Origin of the sequence: Pseudomonas chlororaphis (assembly GCA_001023535.1) — a bacterium.
GTDB lineage: Bacteria > Pseudomonadota > Gammaproteobacteria > Pseudomonadales > Pseudomonadaceae > Aquipseudomonas > Aquipseudomonas chlororaphis_E.
In genome coordinates, this window is record CP011020.1 from 2184485 (window position 1) to 2202833 (window position 18349).

General features: G+C 62.6%; 16 protein-coding genes. 2 read left to right on the forward strand and 14 right to left on the reverse strand.

The annotated features are described in order from the left end of the window. The 7 genes from VM99_09560 to VM99_09590 form a co-directional block, all read right to left on the reverse strand. The gene (locus VM99_09560; GenBank protein ID AKJ98294.1) at positions 1 to 816 is read right to left on the reverse strand and encodes a 4-amino-4-deoxychorismate lyase; all 816 of its coding nucleotides are present in this window, start codon (positions 814 to 816) and stop codon (positions 1 to 3) included. Beyond that, entirely contained in the window at positions 816 to 2060 is a 1245-nt protein-coding gene (locus VM99_09565; GenBank protein ID AKJ98295.1) for a 3-oxoacyl-ACP synthase, read from the reverse strand. The genes VM99_09560 and VM99_09565 overlap by 1 nt, the downstream gene beginning before the upstream one ends. Positions 2061 to 2168: 108 nt before the next feature. Further along, positions 2169 to 2405, reverse strand: coding sequence for an acyl carrier protein (locus VM99_09570; protein AKJ98296.1), 237 nt, complete (start codon positions 2403 to 2405; stop codon positions 2169 to 2171). 191 nt (positions 2406 to 2596) lie between these two features. Next, entirely contained in the window at positions 2597 to 3340 is a 744-nt protein-coding gene (gene fabG, locus VM99_09575; protein ID AKJ98297.1) for a 3-ketoacyl-ACP reductase, read from the reverse strand. Positions 3341 to 3355: 15 nt separating this feature from the next. Then, positions 3356 to 4294 carry a malonyl CoA-ACP transacylase gene (locus tag VM99_09580; protein AKJ98298.1) on the reverse strand — a complete coding sequence of 313 codons (939 nt, stop codon included), beginning with the start codon at positions 4292 to 4294 and terminating at the stop codon, positions 3356 to 3358. Positions 4295 to 4417: 123 nt separating this feature from the next. Continuing rightward, positions 4418 to 5398: a phosphate acyltransferase gene (locus VM99_09585; protein AKJ98299.1), complete on the reverse strand. Its 981-nt coding sequence runs from the start codon at positions 5396 to 5398 to the stop codon at positions 4418 to 4420. Positions 5399 to 5627: 229 nt separating this feature from the next. Next, positions 5628 to 6155 (reverse strand): metal-binding protein, encoded by a 528-nt coding sequence (locus tag VM99_09590; GenBank protein ID AKJ98300.1) that lies wholly within the window; start codon positions 6153 to 6155, stop codon positions 5628 to 5630. Between the two features lie 105 nt (positions 6156 to 6260). Here VM99_09590 and VM99_09595 point away from each other — a divergent pair, with 105 nt between their 5' ends. Next, the gene (locus VM99_09595; GenBank protein AKJ98301.1) at positions 6261 to 6839 is read left to right on the forward strand and encodes a septum formation inhibitor Maf; all 579 of its coding nucleotides are present in this window, start codon (positions 6261 to 6263) and stop codon (positions 6837 to 6839) included. A 76-nt stretch (positions 6840 to 6915) separates the two neighbouring features. Here the strand turns inward: VM99_09595 and VM99_09600 are convergent, their stop codons facing one another. From VM99_09600 to VM99_09610, 3 genes are read right to left on the reverse strand one after another with little or no spacing between them, the layout of a single operon-like run. Beyond that, the gene (locus VM99_09600) at positions 6916 to 7905 is read right to left on the reverse strand and encodes a peptidase S49 (protein ID AKJ98302.1); all 990 of its coding nucleotides are present in this window, start codon (positions 7903 to 7905) and stop codon (positions 6916 to 6918) included. A 19-nt stretch (positions 7906 to 7924) separates the two neighbouring features. Further along, a complete protein-coding gene (locus tag VM99_09605; protein ID AKJ98303.1) occupies positions 7925 to 8587 on the reverse strand; it encodes an HAD family hydrolase in 663 nt (220 codons plus the stop codon). Then, positions 8577 to 9533, reverse strand: coding sequence for a 23S rRNA pseudouridylate synthase (locus VM99_09610; protein ID AKK01724.1), 957 nt, complete (start codon positions 9531 to 9533; stop codon positions 8577 to 8579). The genes VM99_09605 and VM99_09610 overlap by 11 nt, the downstream gene beginning before the upstream one ends. 707 nt (positions 9534 to 10240) lie before the next feature. Between VM99_09610 and VM99_09615 the strand changes: the two genes are divergently transcribed. Then, positions 10241 to 13459, forward strand: a complete 3219-nt coding sequence (locus VM99_09615) for a ribonuclease E (protein AKJ98304.1) — start codon at positions 10241 to 10243, stop codon at positions 13457 to 13459. A 267-nt stretch (positions 13460 to 13726) separates the two neighbouring features. Here VM99_09615 and VM99_09620 read toward each other — a convergent pair whose 3' ends face one another. Genes VM99_09620 through VM99_09635 form a run of 4 tightly spaced genes read right to left on the reverse strand, consistent with a single transcriptional unit; the run spans position 13727 to position 18091 of the window. After that, positions 13727 to 14317: a molybdopterin-guanine dinucleotide biosynthesis protein MobA gene (locus VM99_09620; protein ID AKJ98305.1), complete on the reverse strand. Its 591-nt coding sequence runs from the start codon at positions 14315 to 14317 to the stop codon at positions 13727 to 13729. A gap of 20 nt (positions 14318 to 14337) precedes the next feature. Then, positions 14338 to 15309 (reverse strand): lipoprotein, encoded by a 972-nt coding sequence (locus tag VM99_09625; GenBank protein ID AKJ98306.1) that lies wholly within the window; start codon positions 15307 to 15309, stop codon positions 14338 to 14340. Next, entirely contained in the window at positions 15309 to 17624 is a 2316-nt protein-coding gene (locus tag VM99_09630; protein AKJ98307.1) for an acylaldehyde oxidase, read from the reverse strand. The genes VM99_09625 and VM99_09630 overlap by 1 nt, the downstream gene beginning before the upstream one ends. Next, positions 17621 to 18091 carry a (2Fe-2S)-binding protein gene (locus tag VM99_09635; protein AKJ98308.1) on the reverse strand — a complete coding sequence of 157 codons (471 nt, stop codon included), beginning with the start codon at positions 18089 to 18091 and terminating at the stop codon, positions 17621 to 17623. Before VM99_09635 ends, VM99_09630 begins: the two co-directional genes overlap by 4 nt. Positions 18092 to 18349 lie beyond the last annotated feature (258 nt).

The window sequence follows — 18349 nt, forward strand, 5'->3', positions numbered from 1 at the left end:
TCAGGCATCCAATAACGCGCGGGCAAGGGTCTGCAGTTTACGGGTGAGCGGCCCAACCGACCAGCGTGCCGAACCACATGCGCGCACGGGCCACACGCCATAGACGCTGTTGCAGACGAAGACTTCATCGGCCTGGTGCAGTTGTTCGAGGGGAATATCGGTGATGTCGGTGGCGATACCCAGGGACTCGGCTTGAAACAATAATTCCGCGCGCATCACCCCGGCCACGCCGCAGCGGCTCAGGTCCGCGGTGATCAATGCGCCATCGCGCACCAGGAACAGGTTGCTGAACACCCCTTCGATCACTCGCCCGGACGCATCCAGCATGAGGCCTTCGGTGTACTGTGCATCGGTCCATTCGGCCCGGGCCAGCACCTGCTCCAGGCGATTGAGGTGCTTGAGGCCTGCGAGCAAGGGCTGCTCGGACAAGCGTACGGTACAGGGAAACAGATGCACGCCTTGTTCGGCATGGGCGGCAGGATAAGCCGGCGGCGGGTTACCCTGCAGGATGCGTCGTACCGGGGCGGATGGGTCCGTCGCATAACCGCGCAGGCTGTCGCCGCGGGTCACGATCAACTTCAGCACGCCGTCACCCAGCCTTAGGGCGTAGGCCTCCAGCTCGATGCTCAGCGCCACCGGGTCAACCTTCAGCGCCAGCCGCCGGCAGCCATTTTCCAGGCGTTGCAGGTGGCGCGCCAGCAGCAGCGGTCGGCCGCCGCGCACGGCGATGGTTTCAAACACCCCATCGCCATAAGCCAGGCCGCGATCTTTCAGCGACAGGACGTCGGCCGGCAGACCGTCGACCCAGCTCTCCATCAACCGGCGAACCGGCGGAACACCAGCGAGCCGTTGGTCCCACCGAAGCCGAAGGAGTTGGACAACACCACGTCGATGTCCATGCCGCGGGCCGTGTGCGGCACGAAGTCCAGGTCGCAGCCTTCGTCCGGCTCGTCCAGGTTGATGGTCGGCGGCGCCACCTGGCTGTTGATCGCCAGCACGCTGAAGATCGCTTCAACCGCCCCTGCCGCACCCAGCAGGTGACCGGTCATGGACTTGGTCGAACTGACCGCCAGCTTGTAGGCGTGATCGCCGAACACCGTCTTGATCGCCTGCGCCTCGGCCAGGTCGCCGGCCGGGGTCGAGGTGCCGTGGGCGTTGATGTACTGCACCTGGTCGCCATTGATCTTAGCGTCACGCAGGGCGTTGGCGATGCAGCGGGCCGCACCGGCGCCATCGGCGGGTGGCGAGGTCATGTGGTAGGCGTCGCCGCTGGTGCCAAAGCCGATCAATTCGGCATAGATGGTCGCGCCGCGCGCCTTGGCGTGCTCCAGTTCCTCAAGCACCAGTGCTCCAGCACCGTCGGACAACACGAAACCATCGCGGCCCTTGTCCCATGGCCGGCTCGCGCGGGTCGGCTCGTCGTTGCGGGTCGACAAGGCACGGGATGCGCCGAAGCCGCCCATGCCCAGGCCACAGGCCGCCATCTCGGCGCCGCCGGCAATCATCACATCGGCTTCGTCGTACATGATGTTGCGCGCGGCCATGCCGATGCAGTGAGTACCGGTGGTGCACGCCGTGGCGATGGCGTAGTTGGGTCCCTGTGCGCCGAGGTGGATCGACAGGAAACCGGAAATCATATTGATGATCGAGCCCGGCACGAAGAACGGAGAAATCCGTCGCGGCCCCGAATCGTGCAGCGTGCGGCTGGTTTCTTCGATATTGGTCAAGCCGCCAATACCCGAGCCCATGGCCACGCCGATGCGTTCACGGTTGGCGTCGGTGACCTCCAGGCCGGCGTTGCGCACTGCCTGGAAACCGGCTGCCAGGCCGTATTGAATGAACAGGTCAAGCTTGCGAGCTTCCTTGACCGACAGGTATTCCTCGACATTGAAACCCTTTACCGAGCCGCCAAAACGGGTGGAATAGGCAGAAAGGTCGGTGTGTTCGATCAGACCAATGCCACTGCGGCCAGCCAGAATGCCCTGCCAACTGCCCGGCACATCCGTGCCCAGTGGGGACAACATACCCATACCGGTGACTACGACGCGTCTACGCGACACAGCACTCTCCTTTTTCTAATGACGACTTTGCATCAGGCCTAAAGAAAAAACCGCACGCCGTTATGGCAGTGCGGTTTTTCCATGACAGCGAGCAACGACTAAAAACGATTACGCCTGGTGGCTGGTAACGTAGTCGATAGCAGCTTGTACAGTAGTGATCTTCTCAGCTTCTTCGTCAGGAATCTCGGTCTCGAATTCCTCTTCCAGAGCCATCACCAGCTCAACGGTGTCAAGGGAGTCGGCACCCAGGTCTTCAACGAAGGAAGCGGTGTTCACAACTTCTTCTTCTTTAACGCCCAGTTGCTCGGCAACGATTTTCTTGACGCGCTCTTCGATGGTGCTCATACCTTGTTTTCACTCCTAATGGACAAATTCAGGCAGCTGGCCAGTGGGTAAGTGTATAGAAGAACTTTTCGGTTTTTCAACCGAAAGCTTCACTCCTCAAACCCTGTGGCCCGCTGTCTATAAATTGATTGCAGCTTTATAACGGATTTTAGACAGCTCGTATGACATTTTTTTGAAGCAATCCGTCACATTTAACTCATGTACATCCCGCCGTTCACCGGGATTGTAGCCCCGGTCACGTATGCCGCACCGTCCGACGCAAGAAAAGCGACCACGGACGCGATTTCTTGAGCTTGCCCCAGACGACCCAGCGGAATCTGCGTCTGCAGGGCTTCACGTTGCGCTTGCGGCAGTTCGCGGGTCATGTCGGTGTCGATGAAACCCGGAGTCACCGAGTTTACCGTAATCGACCGCGAACCCACTTCACGCGCCAGTGCACGGCTGAAGCCTTCCAGGCCGGCTTTCGCCGCAGCATAGTTTACTTGGCCTGCGTTGCCCATGGCACCCACAACCGAACCGATACTGATAATTCGGCCCCAACGAGCCTTGGTCATGCCACGCAACACGCCCTTGGACAGCCGGTACAGACTGTTCAGGTTGGTATCGACAACGTCGAACCATTCGTCATCTTTCATGCGCATCATCAGGTTATCGCGGGTGATGCCGGCATTATTGACCAGGATCGCCGGTGCACCGAACTGCTCCTGAATGCTGGCCAGCACGGCCGCAACGGATTCGTCACTGGTGACGTTCAGCTCAAGGCCGGTACCTTGGATGTCATGTTCCTTCAGGGTCGCGGCGATGCGCTCGGCGCCCGCGGCGGAGGTCGCGGTGCCCACGACGATGGCGCCTTGGCGACCCAGTTCCAGGGCGATGGCCTGGCCGATGCCACGGCTTGCACCGGTCACCAGTGCAACTTTACCTTGCAGACTCATGCAAGCTTCTCCTGTTCAGGCCTGCGCTGCGCGGGCGGCAGCGAAAGCGTCTGGGGTATTGAGGTTGGAAGTCGACACGCCTTCGGCGCAGCGTTTATTCAGGCCAGCAAGCACTTTGCCAGGGCCGCATTCAACCAGTTCAGTGGCGCCCTTGGCGGCCAGGGTCTGTACCGACTCGACCCAGCGAACCGGCTTGTAGAGCTGTTCCAGCAGGTCACGCTTGAGCGTCTCGAGGTCCGCCGCCACGCCGGCGCTGACGTTCTGCACCACGGGAATCTGCGGCGCCTGCCAATCGATGGCCGCGATAGACTCGGCAAAGCGCTCGGCGGCCGGACGCATCAGCTCGCAATGCGATGGCACGCTGACCGGCAACGGCATGGCGCGCTTGGCACCACGGGCCTTGCAACCTTCGATGGCGCGCTCGACTGCCGCCTTTGCACCGGCGATCACCACCTGGCCCGGCGAGTTGAAGTTCACCGCGCTGACCACATCACCTTGCGCCGCTTCGGCACAGGCAGCCAGCACATCGGCATCTTCCAGGCCCAGGATCGCGGCCATGCCGCCCTGTCCGGCCGGAACGGCCTCCTGCATCAGTTGACCACGACGCTCCACCAGCTTGACGGCCTCGCCGAGGCTCAGGCTGCCGGCGGCTACCAAGGCGCTGTATTCGCCCAGGCTGTGACCCGCGACGAATGCCGGACGCGCACCGCCTTCAGCCAGCCACAGGCGCCAAAGCGCGATCGAGGCGGTAAGGATGGCCGGCTGGGTCTTATCGGTTTGATTGAGCTGTTCTTCCGGTCCCTGCTGGGTCAGCGCCCACAGGTCATAGCCAAGGGAATCGGAAGCTTCTTTGAATGTTTCAAGGATCAGCGGGTATTGCGCGCCCAGCTCGGCCAGCATGCCGAGGGACTGCGAACCTTGTCCTGGAAAGACGAATGCGAGGGAAGCAGACATGAAAACAAAGCCCCTAATGATCTTGTCGTCAGAAAGTGACGCCCCTGGAGGCGCTAGGAAACTGACAGTTGGATGGCCGGTTGAACCAGCCGGTCACATTTAAGCATTGTCGGAAGAAAACGCCTAAGTTAACAAATCTTCGAGGCGACCATGCAGGCGCTCGGGAAGGTTCTCCTGGATCTCGATCACCGCGCGATTGATCGCACTCTGAAACCCCTGCACGCCCGCCGAGCCGTGGCTCTTGATCACAATGCCCTGCAATCCGAGAAAGCTGGCGCCGTTATGCCGAGCCGGCGCCAGGTCGGCCTGCAACCGGCGCATCAAGGGCAACGCCAGGGCGCCCACCACGCGCGAGGCCAGGCTTTGCCTGAACAGTGCTTCGATGCGCTCGCTGATCATCGTTGCCAGGCCTTCGCTGGATTTAAGCAGGATGTTGCCGACAAAGCCGTCACAAACCACCACGTCCGCCTCGCCGCGGTACACGCCATCGCCTTCGACGAAACCGATGTAGTTGATGCCCCGGGCGTTTTGCAGCAGGGTGGCCGCCAGCTTGACCTGCTGGTTGCCCTTGATGTCTTCGGTGCCAATGTTCAGCAGCGCCACCCGTGGGCGCGCGATGCCCAGGGTCTGCGCCGCGACCGAGCCCATCACGGCAAACTGCAGCAGATGCTCGGCACTGCAATCGACGTTGGCTCCCAAGTCGAGCAGTTGACAGAAACCGCGCTGGGTCGGGATCGCCGCCACCATCGCCGGCCGGTCGATACCAGGAAGGGTCTTGAGCACATAACGTGACAGCGCCATCAATGCACCGGTGTTTCCTGCACTGACACAGGCCTGAACCTTACCATCGCGCAGCAGCTCAAGGGCCACCCGCATCGAGGCGTCGGGCTTGCCGCGCAAGGCTTGCGCCGGCTTTTCGTCCATGGTGATGACTTCGGACGCCGGGGTAATCGTCAGGCGCGCGCGATCGACAGCCGATTGGCCGTTGAGCATGTCTTCCAGGAGGGAGGGTTGACCGACGAGGGTCAGGTGCAGCGAGGGCGTAGCATTCAGACAAGCAAGGCTGGCCTGAACAATGCTGCGGGGACCGAAGTCCCCGCCCATTGCGTCAATCGCGATGACTTGAGCGGACAAGGATTACTCGTCAGCGCCCTTGTCGATCACTTTACGACCACGGTATACGCCTTCTGGCGATACGTGGTGACGCAGGTGAACTTCACCAGTGGTTTTTTCTACAGACAGGGTGCTAGCCTCGAGAGCGTCGTGCGAACGGCGCATGTCACGGGCAGAGCGGGATTTTTTGTTCTGCTGAACAGCCATAATTGATTAACTCCTAAACGTTTGGGTCACGCTTTAACTGCGCCAATACACTGAACGGGTTGGACCGCGTTACCTCGTCCTCGCTCGGTTCGGGCTCATCTGCTCCCGCCGGCTGCTGGCATTCTTCCGGATGATGAGCAGGCACAATGGGCAAGGCGAGCAGAAGCTCCTCCTCGATCAGTGACTGCAGATCCAATGGATCTTCGCCCAGTTCCAGCACGTCATAACCTTTCGGCAACGACTGGGTATTCGCACCCTCCTTCACCACGGCGTAACTGCATTCGCTGTGGATCGGCAGGGTGACCAGCTCAAGACAACGCTGGCAAACCATTTTGACTTCAGTGTCGATAAAGCTGTGGATCACCACAGATTTACGTTCATCTCGTTCAAAAACGAATTTAGCCTGGACCGTACCGACGTCGTCGGAAAGCGGGTCGCAGAGTCTCTTCAAATCGGCCAGCAGCAGTTCACCCTGGAGGGTGGTGCCACGGTCAGCCAATTTGCGCGGGTCAACGTGAGGTGGAATCGGGTCATTCAACATAGGCGCAGCATTATAGGGATACACCCTGCCATGTCAAAGGAAATTCAGCCCTGTCCGTCACTTGCGCGCCTCGCTAGAATTCGCCCCTGCCTATCGGAGATGCCCATGCTGCCTTTATTACTTGCCTCCAGCTCGATCTATCGGCGCGAACTGCTCGCCCGCCTGGGGCTGCCGTTCGTCTGCAGCGCCCCCGACATCGACGAAAGCCATCGCCCCGGCGAGTCGGCGCACGAACTGGTCCAACGCCTGGCCCGGGAAAAAGCCCAGGCACTGGCCGGCAGCCACCCAGCCCACCTAATCATCGGTTCGGACCAGGTGGCGGTGCTTGGCGAGCGCATCCTCGGCAAACCACACACCTTCGAAAACGCCCGCGAACAACTGCTCGCCGCCAGCGGCACCCAGGTCACCTTTCTGACGGGGCTGGCGCTGCTCAACAGCCAGACCGGAGCCTGCCAGGTCGATTGTGTTCCGTTCACCGTCAATATGCGCACGCTGGACGCGGCGCGCGTCGAACGCTACCTGCGGATCGAACAACCTTATGATTGCGCCGGCAGCTTCAAGGCGGAAGGGCTTGGCGTCAGCCTGTTCCAGAGCACCGAAGGCCCTGATGCCACCAGCCTGGTCGGCCTGCCGCTGATTCGCCTGGTGGACATGCTGCTGGCCGAGGGTGTGCAAATCCCCTGATTCATCAGCCCCCGGCAGACACTGAACCTGTGGCGAGGGGGTTTATCCCCTCACCCCATGAGACAGCGCACGCCAATCAGCGCAGCGTCGGCCCTTGAAAGCCCATCCACATCGCCAAGTGCTCGGCGACGCTGGCCCCCAGCTTTTTCGAGAAGCGGTCGAACGGCGACTCTTCGACAGTGAAGTCCACCAGGTCTTTCTGACCGATGACATCACGTGCTACCGAGCTGGCACTGCCCAGGCCATCGATTAGGCCCAGTGGCAGCGCTTGCTCCCCCGACCAGACCAGCCCGGAGAACAGTTCGGGATGCTCCTTGTCCTTCAGGCGCTCGCCCCGGCCTTTCTTGACGCTGGCGATGAATTGCTTGTGAGTGGTGTCGAGCACGCCCTGCCAGAAAGCGGTTTCTTCCGGCTTTTGCGGCTGAAACGGGTCAAGGAACGATTTATGCTCGCCGGAGGTGTACACCCGACGCTCCACGCCCAGCTTTTCCATGGTCCCGACAAAGCCATAGCCGGCCGCGGTCACACCGATGGAGCCCACCAGACTGGCCTTGTCGGCGTAGATCTGGTCCGCCGCACTGGCGATGTAGTAGGCGCCGGATGCCCCGAGATCGGAAATGACCGCGTACACCTTGATATCCGGGTGCAACCCGCGCAACCGCACGATCTCGTCATAAACGTAGCCCGACTGCACCGGGCTGCCGCCAGGGCTGTTGATGCGCAGCACCACGCCCTTGACCTTCGGATCCTCGAACGCGGCTCGCAGACTGCCGACGATATTGTCCGCGCTGGCGGGCTCCTTGTCGGCGATCATGCCTTCGATGTCGATCAGCGCGGTATAGGCCGAGCCGCTGACAGCGCTTTTCTCCATGTCCATCAGCGGCGTGAACAGCGCCAATGCCACAAAGAGATAGGTAAACGTCAGTAACTTGAAGAAAATGCCCCAGCGACGGGAGCGACGCTGTTCCTGCACGCTGGCCAGCAGGGTCTTTTCCAACAGCTTCCAGCTTTTGTCATCCCCGCCCTCGGCGCTCGCCTTGGCAGGTGCCTTCCATTCATCGGTCATGCGTGGTTCCCCAGCAAACTTAATGGGCCCGCCGGCTCAGCCAGGCGTGCAACTCAGGAAAATGATCAATGGCCAACCGTGGTTCGAATGCCCGCAGCGCCTCGATCGACTGGGCCCCGTAGCTGACCGCCACCGAACCCATGCCGGCATTGCGCGCCATTTGCAGGTCGAACGACGAGTCGCCCACCATCAGCGCTTGCTCCGGGCGCATATTGCAGTGCGCCAGGATCTGCTCAAGCATCAGAGGGTGCGGTTTGCTGGCAGTTTCATCGGCAGCGCGGGTGATATCGAAATAATCGTCCCAGCCATGGGACTTGAGCACCCGATCCAGCCCGCGACGGGCCTTGCCGGTCGCCACAGCCAGTCGATAGCCTTCGGCGCGCAAGGCATGCAGGGTATCCGCCACGCCATCGAACAACGGCGAAGGCTCGGTCTCCAGCGCTATATAGTGGTCGGCATAGTGCTGACGAAAAACCGGCAACGCAGCGTCATCTATCTCCGGATAAAGGCTGCGGATGGCTTCCGGCAATCCCAGGCCGATGATGCCCTTGACGGCACTGTCGTCGCACCGCACGAACCCCATGCGATCCGAGGCGGCATGCATCGCCTCCACGATCCGATCGATGGAGTTCGCCAGCGTGCCATCCCAATCGAAGATCAGTAGCTTGTAATCAGGATGCACTCAACCGCTCCACGGTCTTGGCCCACACCTCATCCACAGGGGCCTGCAATTTTAGCTCGCTGCCATCGGGCAACGGCACAGTGAGCATGTAGGCGTGAAGGAACAGGCGCTTGCCGCCCAGTTCGCGGATTTCCTTGGTGAAATCCTCATCTCCGTACTTGCTGTCACCGGCGATGCTATGCCCGGCGTGCAGGGTGTGGACACGAATCTGGTGGGTGCGACCGGTCACTGGCTTGGCCTCGACCATCGTGGCGAAGTCACCGAAGCGGCGCAGCACCTTGAACACGGTCAAGGCCTCCTTACCCTCTTCATTGACCTCGACCATGCGTTCGCCGGACCGCAGGTTGCTCTTGAGCAACGGTGCACGCACTTGCTTGACGGACGTCTCCCAACGCCCGCGCACCAGGGCCATGTAGCGCTTATCGACGCCATCGCCGCGCAGTTGCTCGTGCAAATGCCGCAACATGCTGCGTTTCTTGGCGATCATCAGCAGACCGGAGGTGTCGCGGTCGAGGCGATGGACCAGCTCCAACTCCTTGGCATCCGGACGCAACTGACGAAAGGCTTCGATCACACCGAAGTTCAGCCCGCTGCCACCGTGAACCGCAATGCCTGCGGGCTTGTTGATCACGATCAGGGCTTTGTCTTCATGGACAATCGAGGCTTCGAGGCGCTGCAAGAGACCTTGGGCCAGGGGCACCGGCTCATCGCGCTCGGGCACCCGGACGGGCGGCACGCGCACGACATCACCGGCCTGGAGCTTGTATTCGGGCTTGATCCGTCCCTTGTTCACCCGCACTTCGCCTTTACGCAAAATGCGGTAGATCAAGGTCTTGGGCACGCCTTTGAGCCGGGCCAGCAGGAAATTATCGATTCGTTGGCCGGCATATTCCGGCGAGACCTCAAGCAGTTGAACGCCAGGGGTCGAGGGGGCAGTCGTTGTCATGGCGGCGATCATAACAATTTTTTATGGAATTGAAGCACTTAATCATTGCTGCTATAGTCGCGAACGCCGCCAAAAGTGGCTGGACAGCGGACTAACGGTCAAAAACCCGCCCTGACCAACGCAATTCACGAGGACGAGAGGCCGTCCTACGGGGCTTTCGCTACGAACGGTAGAGTTTGCAGGTGTAACGAGCGCAGGTGACATGAGGCCTGAAATACGCCGCAAAGCAGAGTTCTGACTCGCCTTGCGCGCCACATTCACGGCCAGTTCACAAAGTGCAGTCAGCTACGAACGACCCCGAGCGAGAGCTTCGGAAACAACGCCTAAATTAGCCATGATGCGTGACCTCCCCTTTCGGAGCTCACGGTAAATGCCAACCCGCTGCGGATTCTGCGCGCGGCAGCACCCGAATTATCAGGGATACGTGTAGGGTGGAGATGTACAACCGTCGGACTGTGTAGCACTAGGCTTATATTTAGACGCTTCATCTCGTCCACAGGCGTCGGTTGATTCCTCCTCCTGACTGAGTGCTTGAGTACCAGCAAGCAGGACGCGTCCGTCGCGACTTCGCCATCATTGGGTCGAACTCGCTGGACACTGGGGTGGCACTGCCATTTCCAGGACGCACCTGACACCGACCGTGAGAAGTCGTGTGTGCCGAACGCCGTTTCCGGCAGCCCGGAAACCGACGGTACTACATGAAAAGAATGCTGATTAACGCAACTCAACCCGAAGAGTTGCGTGTTGCACTGGTAGACGGCCAGCGCCTCTACGACCTGGATATCGAATCCGGTGCACGCGAGCAGAAGAAGGCCAACATCTATAAAGGCCGGATCACTCGCATCGAACCAAGCCTTGAGGCTGCCTTTGTCGATTTCGGCTCCGAGCGCCACGGCTTCCTGCCCCTCAAAGAAATCTCCCGCGAATACTTCAAGAAGGCCCCTGAAGGCCGCGTCAACATCAAGGACGTCCTGAGCGAAGGCCAGGAAGTCATCGTCCAGGTCGAGAAAGAAGAGCGTGGCAACAAGGGCGCCGCCCTGACCACCTTCATCAGCCTGGCCGGCCGTTACCTGGTCCTGATGCCGAACAACCCGCGCGCCGGCGGCATCTCGCGTCGCATCGAAGGCGAAGAGCGCAACGAACTGCGTGAAGCCCTCAACGGCCTGGTCGCCCCCGCCGACATGGGCCTGATCGTGCGCACTGCCGGCCTGGGCCGCAGCAGCGAAGAGATGCAGTGGGACCTCGACTACCTGCTGCAACTGTGGACCGCCATCAAAGAAGCCTCGCTGGATCGCTCCGCGCCGTTCCTGATCTACCAGGAAAGCAACGTGATCATCCGTGCCATCCGCGATTACCTGCGCCAGGACATCGGCGAAGTGCTGATCGACAGCGTCGAAGCCCAGGACGAAGCCCTGACCTTCATTCGCCAAGTGATGCCGCAGTACGCCAGCAAGATCAAGCTCTACGAAGACAGCGTACCGCTGTTCAACCGTTTCCAGATCGAAAGCCAGATCGAGACCGCCTTCCAGCGCGTCGTCGAACTGCCGTCCGGCGGCTCCATCGTCATCGACCCGACCGAAGCCCTGGTGTCCATCGACATCAACTCGGCCCGCGCCACCAAAGGCAGCGACATCGAAGAAACCGCCCTGCAGACCAACCTTGAAGCCGCCGAGGAAATCGCCCGTCAGTTGCGCCTGCGCGACATCGGCGGCCTGATCGTCATCGACTTCATCGACATGACCCCGGCCAAGAACCAACGCGCCGTGGAAGAAAAAGTCCGTGAGTGCCTGGAAGCCGACCGCGCCCGCGTCCAGGTCGGTCGCATCTCGCGCTTCGGCCTGCTGGAAATGTCTCGTCAGCGCCTGCGTCCATCCCTGGGCGAAAGCAGTGGCATCGTCTGCCCACGCTGCAACGGCACCGGCATCATCCGTGACGTCGAGTCGCTGTCCCTGGCAATCCTGCGCCTGATCGAAGAAGAAGCCCTGAAGGACCGCACCGCCGAAGTGCGTGCCCAGGTGCCGATCCCGGTGGCCGCGTTCCTGCTCAACGAAAAACGCAACTCGATCACCAAGATCGAACTGCGCACCCGCGCCCGTATCGTCATCCTGCCGAACGATCACCTCGAGACGCCGCACTTCGAAGTGCAACGCCTGCGCGATGACAGCCCGGAAGCCCACACCAACCAGTCCAGCTACGAAATCGCCGCTGCCGCTGCCGAAGTGGAAGACGTCCAACCGGCCGCCGCCACCCGCACCCTGGTTCGCCAGGAAGCCGCGGTCAAGACTGCACCGGCTCGCGCCAACGCTCCGGTGCCGACCGAAGTGGTTGCCCCGGTTGCCGCACCGGCCGCCGCGCCGGAGCCAAGCCTGTTCAAAGGCCTGGTGAAGTCGCTGGTCAGCCTGTTCGCCACCAAGGAAGAGCCCGCCGCACCGGCCGTCGTTGCCAAGCCTGCCGCACCCGAGCGCCCTGCCCGCAACGAGGAACGCCGCAACGGTCGCCAGCAGACCCGCAACCGCAACGGTCGTCGCGACGAAGAGCGCAAGCCGCGTGAAGAACGTGCCCCTCGTGAGGAGCGCGCCCCACGCGAAGAGCGTGCACCGCGTGAAGAGCGCGCCCCACGTGAAGAGCGCCAGCCGCGCGAACTGCGTGAGGACGCACCCGCCGTAGCCCGCGAAGAACGCGCACCGCGTCCGCCGCGTGAAGAGCGCCAGCCGCGCGCACCTCGTGAAGACCGCAAGCCACGTGGCGAGCGTGAAGAACGCGTGCGCGAGCTGCGTGAGCCACTGGATGCCGCCCCGGCTGCCGCCGCCCCGACTGAAGAGCGTCCGGCCCGCCAGCCTCGTGAAGAGCGCGCACCGCGTCCTCCACGCGAAGAGCGTCAGCCACGTGCCGAGCAGGCCGCCGCCGCGGCCAGCGAAGAAGAAGTGCTGAACGCCGAAGAGCAACTGCAGGAAGATGGCCAGGACACCGCCGAAGGCGATCGTCCACGCCGCCGTTCCCGTGGCCAGCGTCGTCGCAGCAACCGTCGTGAGCGTCAGCGCGACGCCAACGGCAACGTGATCGAAGGTTCGGAAGAGTCCGAATCCACCGAGAACGCCCCGGCCCCAAGCGCTGCCGACCTGGCTGCCGGCCTGGCCGTGACCGCGGCCGTTGCCAGCAGCGCCATCAGTGCCAACGCCGAAGCCGAGGCTCACCAGCAGGCCGAACGCGCCACCGCTGCCGTGGAAAGCGCCTCGGTTGCTGAAGCGCCCGTGGTTGAAGCCACCACGCCGGTAGAAGCAGTCGCTGCACCGGAAGTGGAAGTCGCCCCGGCGGTTGAATCCCAACCAGAAACGCCAGTCGCCGCCGAGCCTGCACCGGTCGTCGAGCAGCCTGCGGTTGCCGCTGAACCGGTCGTTGAAGCCCCCGCTGTCGAACAAGCAGCGGAGCCGGTGCGCGAAGAGCAAACCGCCTTCAACTGGAACGCCGAGCCAGCCGCACCGGCGCCGGTGGTCGAGCCAGAACCGACGCCAGAGCCAGTGAAGGCGATCGAGCCTGCCGTGGTCGAGGCAGCGCCAGTGGTCGAAGCACCCGTGGTCGCCCCGGCGCCCGCCCCCGTGCAAGAGCCGGCACCTGCCAGCGCCTTGACTGAAAACGGCCGTGCACCGAACGATCCACGTGAAGTGCGTCGCCGCAAGCGTGAAGCCGAGCGTCTGCAGAAGGAAGCCGAACAAGCTGCCGCTGCCGCTGCTCAAGCGCCTGCCGCCGAGCCTGCGCCGGTCGTGGAAGCCGTCGAGGCACCAGCCCCGGCCGCTGAAACCGTCGCTGAATCGGCCCCGGCTGAATCGACTCCAGTGATCGACGAAGCGCCTCACAGCGCTGAAGAAGTCGCCCCGCGTCACACTGAAGCCCTGGAAAAAGAGCACGAGCCTAAACCTCACGCTTGATTCCAGCGCCCAGTAAAAAGCCCCGCCCGGTCATGCCCGGCGGGGCTTTTTTATGCCTTGTCGCGCCCCAATCAAACGCTACCGGATTTGAACAGCCGCCCCTTCAACCTGTGGGAGCGAGCTTGCTCGCGAAAGCGATGGGTCAGCGTGCAGGGTGGTTGGCTGTAACGCCGCCTTCGCGAGCAAGCTCGCTCCTACCTTGGATCTTAGGAAGCATAAAATCTGCGTTCGGCACAACGGTCCTTGTGGATTGATGTATGTCGACTGTTACTTGAAAACCAGCGCTTCGGGTACGTCGATATCCCAGGTCACGCCCGGATCATCCACCGGCACTTCAACCACTCGCGCCCCGGCAAACAAGGCCTTGGCGCCACGGTCTCCGGTCAATGCCATCAGCTTTGAAGCGAACGCCCGGCCGAACCCTACCGGGTGTCCATACTCTCCTGCAAAAACCGGCACGCTGATGCCATCCTCGCGGATCCCGGCCGCCACCTGTTCGACACTCGCTGGCAGGATGAACGGCATGTCCCCCAGCACCATCAGCCACCCGCCAAGGTCCGGGCAGGCCTGGACACCGGCGGCAATGCTGTCACCGAGGCCGGGGGAATCCAGTTCCACGCAATCGCACCCGTAGGCCTGGGCCATGCGCACGGTCTGGTGACGGTCTTCGCGGGTCACCAGCACGCGCTTGTCCAGATGGGCCGGCAGATTCACCAGCACCTGCTCGATCACCGAGCGCACGCCGCCGTCCCGCCCTGTACAGTCAGCCAGCAGCTTGTCCTTATCCGGGCCCGCTGCCTGGCGGAACCGACTGCCCGCCCCGGCGGCGAGAATGATCACCCCAATGGAATCCTGCATACGCCCTCCTTGCCTGCGACCTACAGCGGTTTTTTCTGACGCAGTTCGACGCCATTCTTGATCGCCACGATTTCAGCCAACAGCGACACGGCGATTTCCGCCGGGGTGTGGCTGCCGATGTGCAAGCCGATCGGCCCATGCAGTCGCTCGATGGCTTCCTCAGACAAGCCTAGCTGAGCCAGGTTATCCCGGCGCTTCTGACTGTTGACGCGCGACCCCAGGGCACCGACATAAAACGCCCTGGAATCCAGTGCCGTGAGCAAAGCCATGTCGTCCAGGCGCGGGTCATGGGTCAGGGCGACAATGGCCGTGCGCTCGTCGGTCCGGATATTCAACACGGCTTCGTCGGGCATCCCCGGGACGAAGCGTCCATGCTGCTCTTCCCAACCGTAGACGAATTCCTTGCGCGGGTCGCAGATCAGCACTTCAAAATCCAGCAAGCGGGCCATTTCCGCCACGTAGCGCGACAGTTGTCCGGCACCGATCAACAGCAGACGCCAGCGCGGACCATAAATGGCCCGCAGCACCTGGCCGTCGAAAACCAGCGCGTCAGTCTTATCGGCCGGCGTCAACGTCACCTGGCCGTCGGCGATATTCAACTGGCGGGCGACAATTTCGTGGGCATCGCAACGTCGCAGCAATTCGGCGACCCATTCAGGGTCGCCGACCCGTTCCTCGGTCAAGCGCAGGGTGCCTCCGCACGGCAGGCCAAAGCGCGCCGCTTCTTCACGCGTGACGCCATACGTGATCATTTGCACCGGCGGACCGTCCGCCGGTATGCGACCGTCGTGCAGCCGAGCGATCAAGTCATCTTCGACACAACCGCCCGACACCGAGCCGATCACCACGCCATCTTCGCGCAGGGCCAGCATCGCCCCCGGCGGCCTCGGCGCGGTGCCCCAGGTCTGGACCACCGTGAACAACACCACTTGCTGCCCGGCGCGGCGCCATTGGAGCACGCTGCGCAGGACATTCAGATCAACGCTGTCCATCAGGCACCGGCCTGCTGCCAACCCTGCAACTGATAACGCACGGGCAAGCTGCGAATGCGCTTGCCGGTAGCAGCAAAGAGCGCATTGCACAGCGCCGGCGCAATCGGCGGCACACCCGGTTCACCGACGCCACCCAGCGGCACCTCGCCTGGCGGTGTCACCAGGTGCACGGCCACCTCCTTGGGCGCCAGGGACATGCGCGCCACCTCGTACATGTGGAAGTTGTCCTGCTGGACCTTGCCGTCCTTGAAGCTGATCTCCCCCACCATCGCGTTCCCCAGGCCCATGACGCAGGCACCTTCGAACTGCGAACGAATCCGCTCGGGGTTGATCTGCGGGCCGCAGTCCACCGCGATATCCGCCTTGTGCACGATCACCGTACCGTCGTCCTTGACCTCTACCTCGATCACCGCGGCGACATAGGTAACAAAGCTGTAGTGCACCGCCAGGCCAAGCCCCCGACCCTTGGGCAGTTTGCGGCCCCAACCGGCGGCCTTCGCCGCGGTTTCCAGCACGGTGCGGATCCGCGCCGTGTCGATGGGATAACGGTCGGGCGATTCGCCGTAGTTCCACTCATCATTCACGGTGCGCGGGTCGATCTTGCGGTCCGGGCCGAGCAGCTTGAGCTGGTACTTCAGCGGATCCTGGCCCGCCTTGTGGGCCAGCTCATCGATGAAACTCTGGATCGCGAACCCGTGGGGGATGTTCGACACCGAGCGGTACCAGCCCACCCGGGCGTAGGCCGTCGCCTCGGGATTTTCCATGCGCATGTTCGGCACGGCGTAGGCCATGTTGGTCACGCCCATGCCTATCTCGAACGGTGCTTCGTGGGTCATTCCCGGCGCGAACAACGCGGTGATGCTCGGCGCCACGGTGCGGTGCAGCCAGCCGGACGGCAGGCCGTCCTGGTTCAGGCCGGCCTTGAGGTACTCGGCCGATACGGTGTGGAAATACGAATGATGGATGTCGTCCTCGCGGGTCCATTGCACCCGGATCGCCTGGCCGGGGAACTCCTTGGCCAGCACCGCGGCCTCAACGACGAAATCCGGCTTGGACTTGCGGCCGAAACCGCCGCCCAGCAACGTGATGTTCACCGTGACCTTGTCGAACCCAATGCCCAGGCGCTCGGCAATGCGCTCGCGCGTCACCTGCGGGGCCTGGCTCGGCGCCCAGGCTTCGCACTGGCCGTCCTTGAAGCGAGCGACCGCGACCATCGGCTCCATCGGTGACTGGGACAGGTGCGGCAGGTAATACGCCGCTTCCAGGGTCGAATCGGCCTTGGCCAGCGCGTCGTCGAGGTTGCCGCTGCTGCGCACGACCTTGCCGGGCTTGAGCGCCGCCGCTTCCAGCTCCTTGCGATAGGCAATGGAGTCATAGCCGGCGTTCGGCCCATCGTCCCACTCGATTTTCAGCGCTTCACGGCCCTTGATCGCCGCCCAAGTGTTCTTCGCCACCACCGCCACGCCGCCCAGGGGCTGGAATTCCGAGGGCAACGGGCGCCCTTCGATGGCCACCACCTTGACCACGCCGGGTACTTTCAGCGCCGCGCTGCTGTCCACGGTCCTGACCTTGCCGCCATAGACCGGCGGACGGGCCACGACGGCGTAGAGCATGCCCTCAAAATGCACATCGGCACCGAACACCGCGCGGCCATTGACGATGTCCGCACCATCGATGGCCCGGCTCGCTTGTTTGCCGATGTAGCGAAACTCCGACGCCTGCTTGAGGCGCAAGCTGTCCCGGGCCGGCACCGGCAAGGCGCTGGCGGCAGCCGCCAGCGCGCCATAACCCAACTCCCGACCGGACGGCTGGTGCAACACTTTATGCAGTTGCGCCCGGCATTCAGTCACCGCAACGCCCCACTGCGCGGCAGCGGCCTGCTCCAGCATGGTTCGCGCGGCGGCTCCGCAGCGACGCATCGGCTCGTACCAATGCCGCATGCTGCGCGAGCCATCGGTGTCCTGGTTGCCGAAACGCGCTTCATCGGCCGGCGCCTGTTGCACCTTCACCAAGGCCCAGTCGGCGTCCAGTTCATCGGCCACCACCATGCTGAGGCTGGTGCGCACACCCTGGCCCATTTCCGAACGATTGCAGATCACCGTCACGCTGCCGTCGGCGGCAATGCTCACGTACACCTTCGGGTCGTCGATCACGCCATGGGGCATGCCTTCGGCACCGAACTTCTTGTCCTCGGCAAAGGCATCCGGCAAGCCCCAACTGGCGGCCAGCACAAGTACACCGGTGGCGCTCGCGCCCTTGAGGAAACCGCGACGGCTGAGGTTGCTCAGCACAAAATCCTTGGGCAAGCGGCTCATGCCTTGGCCTCCTTCAGGTGGGTGGAGGCTTGGCGGATGGCGGTCTTGATCCGGTTGTAGGTGCCGCACCGGCAGATGTTGCCGACCATGGCCTCCTCGATCTGCTCATCGCTGGGGTTGGGGTTGGTCTTGAGCAAGGCCGTCGCGGACATGATCTGCCCACCCTGGCAGTAACCACACTGGGCCACGGCGGTATCGAGCCAGGCCTGCTGGACGACCTGCCCGACCGGGTCGGCGTGCAGCGCATCGATGGTGTTGATGGCCTGCCCCTGCACCGAGCCGATGGGGGTGATGCAACTGCGCGCCGGGGCGCCGTCGATGTGGATGGTGCACGCGCCGCACAGGCCCATGCCGCAGCCGAACTTGGTGCCGTTGTAGCCAGCGACATCGCGGATCGCCCAGAGCAGCGGCATGTCCTCGGTCACATCCAGTTGATGGTCTTTTCCATTGAGTTTCAGGGTAATCATGGGCACGCCCGCATAGTGGTCGGGTTATGGGGTCGAGCAATCTGCCGCGTGGGGAACGGTTCGGGTACCGCAGACTGGCTCAGGCTATTGGGCTCTCTTATGCACACGCATACAGGCGTCTGCACGGGACCTTGCAGATGCAATGGTCGCATCGGTTGGAGGCTAAATTAACCCAGGATCACGCAAAACGCCCTGCACAATCCTGCACAAATGATCCATGTGCGCGAGGGGACAGGGCGTTTTCAGATGATTACAAAT

Excerpts from the sequence above, each read along its gene's own strand:
- VM99_09560 (AKJ98294.1), bottom strand. The coding sequence starts at position 816 with ATGGAGAGCTGGGTCGACGGTCTGCCGGCCGACGTCCTGTCGCTGAAA.
- VM99_09570 (AKJ98296.1), bottom strand. The coding sequence starts at position 2,405 with ATGAGCACCATCGAAGAGCGCGTCAAGAAAATCGTTGCCGAGCAACTG.
- fabG (AKJ98297.1), bottom strand. The coding sequence starts at position 3,340 with ATGAGTCTGCAAGGTAAAGTTGCACTGGTGACCGGTGCAAGCCGTGGC.
- VM99_09580 (AKJ98298.1), bottom strand. The coding sequence starts at position 4,294 with ATGTCTGCTTCCCTCGCATTCGTCTTTCCAGGACAAGGTTCGCAGTCC.
- VM99_09585 (AKJ98299.1), bottom strand. The coding sequence starts at position 5,398 with ATGGGCGGGGACTTCGGTCCCCGCAGCATTGTTCAGGCCAGCCTTGCT.
- VM99_09590 (AKJ98300.1), bottom strand. The coding sequence starts at position 6,155 with ATGTTGAATGACCCGATTCCACCTCACGTTGACCCGCGCAAATTGGCT.
- VM99_09595 (AKJ98301.1), top strand. The coding sequence starts at position 6,261 with ATGCTGCCTTTATTACTTGCCTCCAGCTCGATCTATCGGCGCGAACTG.
- VM99_09600 (AKJ98302.1), bottom strand. The coding sequence starts at position 7,905 with ATGACCGATGAATGGAAGGCACCTGCCAAGGCGAGCGCCGAGGGCGGG.
- VM99_09610 (AKK01724.1), bottom strand. The coding sequence starts at position 9,533 with ATGACAACGACTGCCCCCTCGACCCCTGGCGTTCAACTGCTTGAGGTC.
- VM99_09615 (AKJ98304.1), top strand. The coding sequence starts at position 10,241 with ATGCTGATTAACGCAACTCAACCCGAAGAGTTGCGTGTTGCACTGGTA.
- VM99_09620 (AKJ98305.1), bottom strand. The coding sequence starts at position 14,317 with ATGCAGGATTCCATTGGGGTGATCATTCTCGCCGCCGGGGCGGGCAGT.
- VM99_09625 (AKJ98306.1), bottom strand. The coding sequence starts at position 15,309 with ATGGACAGCGTTGATCTGAATGTCCTGCGCAGCGTGCTCCAATGGCGC.
- VM99_09630 (AKJ98307.1), bottom strand. The coding sequence starts at position 17,624 with ATGAGCCGCTTGCCCAAGGATTTTGTGCTGAGCAACCTCAGCCGTCGC.
- VM99_09635 (AKJ98308.1), bottom strand. The coding sequence starts at position 18,091 with ATGATTACCCTGAAACTCAATGGAAAAGACCATCAACTGGATGTGACC.